Genomic DNA, 6,080 nt, shown 5'->3' with positions numbered 1-6,080 from the left:
CTCATCACTCATCACCATGTCATATAGACATGATTATGTAATTAAAACACAAACCCACCCAGAGTCAATTTGACACCATTTATATGAAAATAGAGCTAAGACATTGAAATTATGGGATTTATAATATTGGCATGATTATCGCTATATAAACTTTGTATTCAATAGGACTCGGAGTTTTACCATGACAACTATGACTCAACGCTTTAAAACACTGCTTTCTGTCTCAAATGCATTATTACTGTTCACGGTAATTCTTATGATCGTAAGCATTATTATTGCCTACCCTCTAGCGGATAAGTTTTCTTTGGGAACTCAAATCGCGGCTCATATTAGTACAATTTTAATTGCCGCTCTTTTGAAAATCAGTTATGTCACGCGCTGTCTTGCACAATATAACTTGGGAATGGAGGTGCGCTGATTGTACGCAGAAGTTGGAGCACATCAAAAGTAGTCGCTCCTTTCTAAACAGCCCACGTCAATATAGGTGTAGGATCAAAGATTGCACGACTTCATCCTATAAGGGTTCATTCAAATATGAACCCTATACTAGTTGAAGATTATCGAACAAGTCATACAACTGGTGCGATTTATAAGGCTTAGGTAGATACGCATCCATACCTGCTTCGAAACAATGGCGGATATCTTCATCAAGGACACTCGCGGTAAGCGCAATAATCGGCAATTTCGCGACACCATTTTCTTTCTCCCATTGGCGTATCGCTTTCGTTGCAGTAATTCCATCCATTACTGGCATCATACAGTCCATTAAAATGGCGTCGAACTCGCCTCCTTGCGTGATAGCGTCCACAGCTTCCTGTCCATTACTCGTGATCAAATACTCGTACCCTGCTTTTTCTAAGAAGAAACTCGCTATTTTTTGATTCATCAAGTTATCTTCAACAATCAAAATTCTTCGATTAGTCTCACGCACATGAATAGGATTGTTAGCGGCCACTGGTTTCTGTTCGCTATGTTGTTCATCTAAGCTCGTCAAACTGTTTGTAAAACGCTTACCTAAAAATGGTAATGTATGGATAGAGTGCACTCCATCCACATGGCTTGGAAGCTTAAACAGATGGTGCTGACAGATCATGACTTTATGTAAGCACTCAGACTGCTTCAAACGTTCTAGATCACTGGCTACTGAATGATGCAGCGTATGGCAATATAGAATGAGGTCAAACTGATTGAATGACACCTCAGCTTGTTCCAGTGATACCACAGTAGAAACATCAATATCTACCCCTTTACACTCATTCTTGATTTGCTCAGCATAATTAAACGAATTCGATACCAACAACGCGCGACGAATATTTGGGTAAGATACTTTTTGACTTTTTACCAAGTCGACTAGTACTTCAAATTTGAAGGTTGACCCCTCGCCTTTCGTGGATGTTGCGCTTATATCCCCTCCCATCAAATCGACAAGTTGACGACATATCGCTAGCCCTAACCCTGTCCCTCCAAATTGGCGAGTAATGCTGCCATCTTCTTGAGTAAACGGATCAAAGATGGACTCAAGCTTTTCAGGTTCAATCCCTATACCTGTATCGATAATGCTACATTCAACTATCCCTTTTGACTTTGAGATAGGTAAATAGTTAATGGCAGTGGTGATACTACCCGACGTGGTAAATTTAATAGCATTGGAGAGTAAATTTGACAGTACTTGTCTTAATCGATATTCATCGAATGACAACTGCTTCGGAAGGTCAGGGTCGAGCTTTATCTCAAGTTCGACGTTTTGGCTCANCGCCTTAGATAAAATAATACTGACTGAATCGTAAACACATTCACTGAGATCTGCTGTATGCGGACACAATGTTAAGTTACCAGATTCAATTTTAGACAAGTCAAGAATGTCGTTCAGAAGTATCAATAGAGATTGCGAAGATAAATCAATGTCGGTTAACACCTCTTTTTGACTTGAGTTAAGCTCACTTTGAGAAAGAATTTCCGCCATCCCGATAATGCCATTCAGTGGCGTACGAATTTCGTGAGACATATTTGCCAAAAATGCGCTTTTCGCTTTATTGGCAGAAATCGCATCTTCTTTTGCAGCGATGATATCTAGTCTTTGCTGCTGTTCAGCCACCATGATTTGATTAACTCGATTAGCAAACACAGACAATTCATCATTCCCATCCACCTCAATCAGCTGATGTTTGTTATCTCCACGGTTTTGTTTAGACATCGTTTCAACAATACGTGAAAGCTTACCATTCAAGCGTATTGAAATTGTCGAACCAAGTAGAAGCATCAACACTAGAGCAACGCAGACTAAAGCGGTCATTATTGCGATTTTTTGCTGAGCCTGCTGAATCTTGCTTTCTAGTTGTGCTTCAAAAGAAAGCATATAAGCATCAATCACCATTTGGATCTGCTCATGCCTTTTCTTTAAATTCTTTATGTATGTCAGAAGCAATTTAGAAGATGCTGTTTGATCTAGCACCTGCGCGCGTAAACCCAGTCCATATTGATAGTCATCACGAGAAAATATCGCGAGTAGCTCTTTCACCTGCTGCGTCGTGGCTCCCAATATCAAAAAGTTATCAAGGTGCTGTTCTTGGCGTTCGACCGCTCTAAAGAACTGATCTCGCCTTTCTTGCATTATTGATGGAGAGATGTAAAACGCATGGCTCAGCCATGATTCCCGCTGCATCCAAAACGTAAAATTGTTCAAAGAAACAAGAATGTTTTCAGATTCGGTCACATTCGCCTCTGAAGAGGTGACTTCGACGCGAGACAAATTCTGCATTAATTCCTGCATCACAGAAAATGACCACTCACCGATAAACAGCAAATCCTCTGCATTTGCAGTATTTAGGTCGATTACGACATCATTGAGAGTTTTCACAGACGACTGTAAGCCACTTGTGTCTGTGTATTGAGTTAACTTTTCAACGCTTTCTGTCAAAGCTTGTTGGCTTGTTTCTGCTTCCTGTAAGTAATACTTGTAAGACTTTAGCTGTGGGTTTAACACCAACGCTTGGTAAATATTGAAAGAGACACTGCTAAATTCTTGCAACGCTTTCGTCTTTATGAGAGTCGCTTCAAAGCTTTCTAACTTATCTTTATTGTGAAGCATTTCATTAGTAGTAAATCCAAATATAATAATTGCAGGGATAATTGTTAATAGTATGAGACGCAATTTAATTGATACATTTATCATTATATTAATCACTCCCTTCCTTGAAAGTAATTGAACCTAGCCTATCTTAATAGTAGACAAAAATTTCTAACTTTAGTTATTCAATAAGGATATTAGGTAAACTATAAATTATGACAGTCGCGCCATTCTTGCTTTCTTTTATAGTATCACTCGCAATATTCACATCTTTTTTCAGCCACTCTGAAGAATACGCTGTCATATCTCTCAATCATGACCTAAAGCCATTCAATAGCGCACAAGCTAAGATGTTGTTTCGTGGAAATATTACCTCGATAAACGGCAATAAAACAAAGCTCGCCGATTTGCCTTCAGGCTCAAAAATAAGACATAAATTTTATTCCTCTTTACTAAATAAAAGCCCTTCACAAATGCAATCTATTTGGGCAAAACAATCATTTTCCGGACGTGCAACCGCCCCTTATGAATTACATACAACAGAGATTAAAACAGTGATTAATTGGCTTAAAATCACTCCTACAGGCGTTGCCTATTATCCAGTATCACTATTACCAAATAACGTCAAAATATTATATAAAATAAAAATAAAGGAAGAGTTATGAATCCAAAGTTTCTACTCTTGTTGGCTTTAGTAACACCCTCAGCAATATCATCGATACAAATAACYGATGATTTGCGGCTCAGTGGTTTTGGTACTCAAACGGCTGTTATCACTGATCAATCGATTCCCGTATTCTATGATGCGAACTTTACAGACGAATGGTGTTTTGATTGTGACACGACTTTAGGTATTCAGTTAGATTGGGCAATGAGCGAAGGCCTGCGTAGCTCAATACAAGTCGTCAAAAGTCAAAAGAATGAATTTTCTAACCCTGATATCGAGTGGGGTTACATTGCCTATCAACAGGCAGAAATAACGGCAAAGCTTGGAAGATTGCGTTTACCTATGTATATGGTCTCTGAATACTATTATGTTTCAGAAGCTTACCCATGGATAAGACCGCCACAAGATGTCTACGATAGTACTTTTGGTCTCACCTATTTCAATGGTCTGTCTTTAGAGTGGAACAAATGGGTTGGCGAAAGTTCATCGTTAAGGATATCGCCATTTATCGCCACTCCAAGCTCTTCAGATCATGAACGATATGGATTCAATTTTGAAATTGAAACAGAGAAAACGCTCGGGTTTTCTGCTGATCTAAGTAATGAAAATGGTTTAATTCGGATGTCATATGTCCATACGGCCTATATGCAGGATATCGAGGGAGGTCCAAAAATCCACGACCAACTCAACATGTTAAATTTCGGGGGCCAATACCTCTGGAACAACATAAATATTATGTCTGAACTGGTTCTTTCCCATAAGTTACATTCAAATTGGTATGTGAGTGTTAATTACCTTTTCAACAACTGGACACCCTACGTAACATACGGACAAAGACGAAAGTTAGATGATAACGAATCAATTCTGATTGGTGCTAAGTACTCTATCATTGCGAATTTAAGTGCATACCTTGAATGGCAACATGTAACAGGAAGAGAAGAAGCGAACAGCGGTCACTTTACCCAACCGCAAAATCCTCAGACTAAGATCGAAACAGACGTAAACATCTATTCTGTGGGCTTGTCGTTTACCTTTTAAGTGTTTAACCAGATCAAAGTCACAACTTAAAAATCAAATTCACACCTTTTTTCAAAAAGGGTTTGAATTTGATCGATATCATCACGAATTAAGCCACCACCTTATTATTTGTCAATAGGTGAAAAGCCTAACAAAACACACTAAAAACGCCAAAATAGCCCCACTATTTAGAGAATTAAACTGCTTTTATTTTTCCTAGCAGAATAAGCCTTTAGCCATTACAATCTTGCCACATAAAAATTACAACTTAAAAACACCCAATATCAAGGCTGCTAGCAGCGTATAAGACTGTATTCCTTGATGATTAAATCCCCACTGCACACTTACCACCCTACACCTCGTAAGTGCTGCATAACTAACGTGAAAAGGTCCCGAGTTAAGATGAGCCCTGAAAAGCACCTTCAAGACTGGCAAACGAGCCAAACGATTGCTGAATCCATTTCTCCTGTACTAGGTCAACTTTACCGTCAAAAGGGCGTTGAAGTTATTCTCTTTGGTAAGACACTCGTTAATGCAACAACGATTGATATTATCAAAGCTCACCGAATCGCAAGACGCTACACTGGATCATCCCTCACTCCTGAACAGACAATGCCAATTATTCAACACCTTGCGACTATGGAGCTTTCTCCTAGCCGTATCGATGTTGGACGCATTGCACACGAATTTTGGAAAGATCGTGAAGACACTCATGGCTTAGACGACTTCCTAAAAACAAGCCTAATGGGCGCTTTGAATGGCGAAACCATGACAGAGCCTCGTGATGTCGTACTTTACGGTTTTGGTCGTATCGGTCGCCTACTCACTCGTCTTCTTATTGAAAAGAGTGGCCCTGGCTATCCACTTCGCTTACGCGCAATCGTGGTACGTGGTGGCAAACAAGGCGACTTGGAAAAGCGTGCAAGCTTGCTACGCCGTGACTCTGTACATGGTCAATTCAATGGCAGCATAGTCGTTGACGAAGAACGTAAAGCAATCATTGTGAATGGTAATTACATTCAAGTCATTTACGCGAACAAGCCTGAAGACATTGATTACACAAGCTACGGCATCAATAACGCATTAATCGTTGATAATACGGGCGTATGGCGTGATGCAGAAGGCCTTAGCCAACACGTAGCATGTACGGGGGCAAGCAAGGTTCTACTGACTGCTCCAGGCAAAGGAGACATCAAAAACGTCGTATTTGGCGTAAACGAAGATGTTATTCAGCCTGAAGATACGATTATCTCAGCTGCAAGTTGCACAACCAATGCGATAACACCTGTTCTAAAAGCGGTTCATGATAAATATGGCGTCCTTTCAGGC

General features: G+C 39.9%; 5 protein-coding genes. 4 read left to right on the top strand and 1 reads right to left on the bottom strand.

The window, feature by feature from the left end; all coding sequences use genetic code 11:
* Positions 1–181 precede the first annotated feature (181 nt).
* Positions 182–418: a hypothetical protein gene (locus L4C33_RS00760; protein WP_428810577.1), complete on the top strand. Its 237-nt coding sequence runs from the start codon at positions 182–184 to the stop codon at positions 416–418.
* Positions 419–541: 123 nt separating this feature from the next.
* Here the strand turns inward: L4C33_RS00760 and L4C33_RS00755 are convergent, their stop codons facing one another.
* Positions 542–2,098: an ATP-binding protein gene (locus L4C33_RS00755; protein ID WP_428810578.1), complete on the bottom strand. Its 1,557-nt coding sequence runs from the start codon at positions 2,096–2,098 to the stop codon at positions 542–544.
* Between the two features lie 1,184 nt (positions 2,099–3,282).
* On the opposite strand from L4C33_RS00755, the gene L4C33_RS00750 reads away from it, so the two are divergent.
* From L4C33_RS00750 to L4C33_RS00740, 3 genes are all read left to right on the top strand, one after another.
* Positions 3,283–3,732 carry a hypothetical protein gene (locus L4C33_RS00750; protein ID WP_428810576.1) on the top strand — a complete coding sequence of 150 codons (450 nt, stop codon included), beginning with the start codon at positions 3,283–3,285 and terminating at the stop codon, positions 3,730–3,732.
* Entirely contained in the window at positions 3,729–4,772 is a 1,044-nt protein-coding gene (locus L4C33_RS00745) for a sulfate ABC transporter permease (RefSeq protein ID WP_428810575.1), read from the top strand. Before L4C33_RS00750 ends, L4C33_RS00745 begins: the two co-directional genes overlap by 4 nt.
* A gap of 381 nt (positions 4,773–5,153) precedes the next feature.
* Positions 5,154–6,080 (top strand): glyceraldehyde-3-phosphate dehydrogenase (locus L4C33_RS00740; protein ID WP_428810574.1); only part of this gene is annotated, 927 nt, incomplete at its 3' end.

Origin of the sequence: Vibrio makurazakiensis (assembly GCF_050337375.1) — a bacterium.
GTDB classification, from domain to species: Bacteria; Pseudomonadota; Gammaproteobacteria; order Enterobacterales; family Vibrionaceae; genus Vibrio; species Vibrio makurazakiensis.
This window is presented reverse-complemented; position numbering and strand designations above follow the sequence as displayed.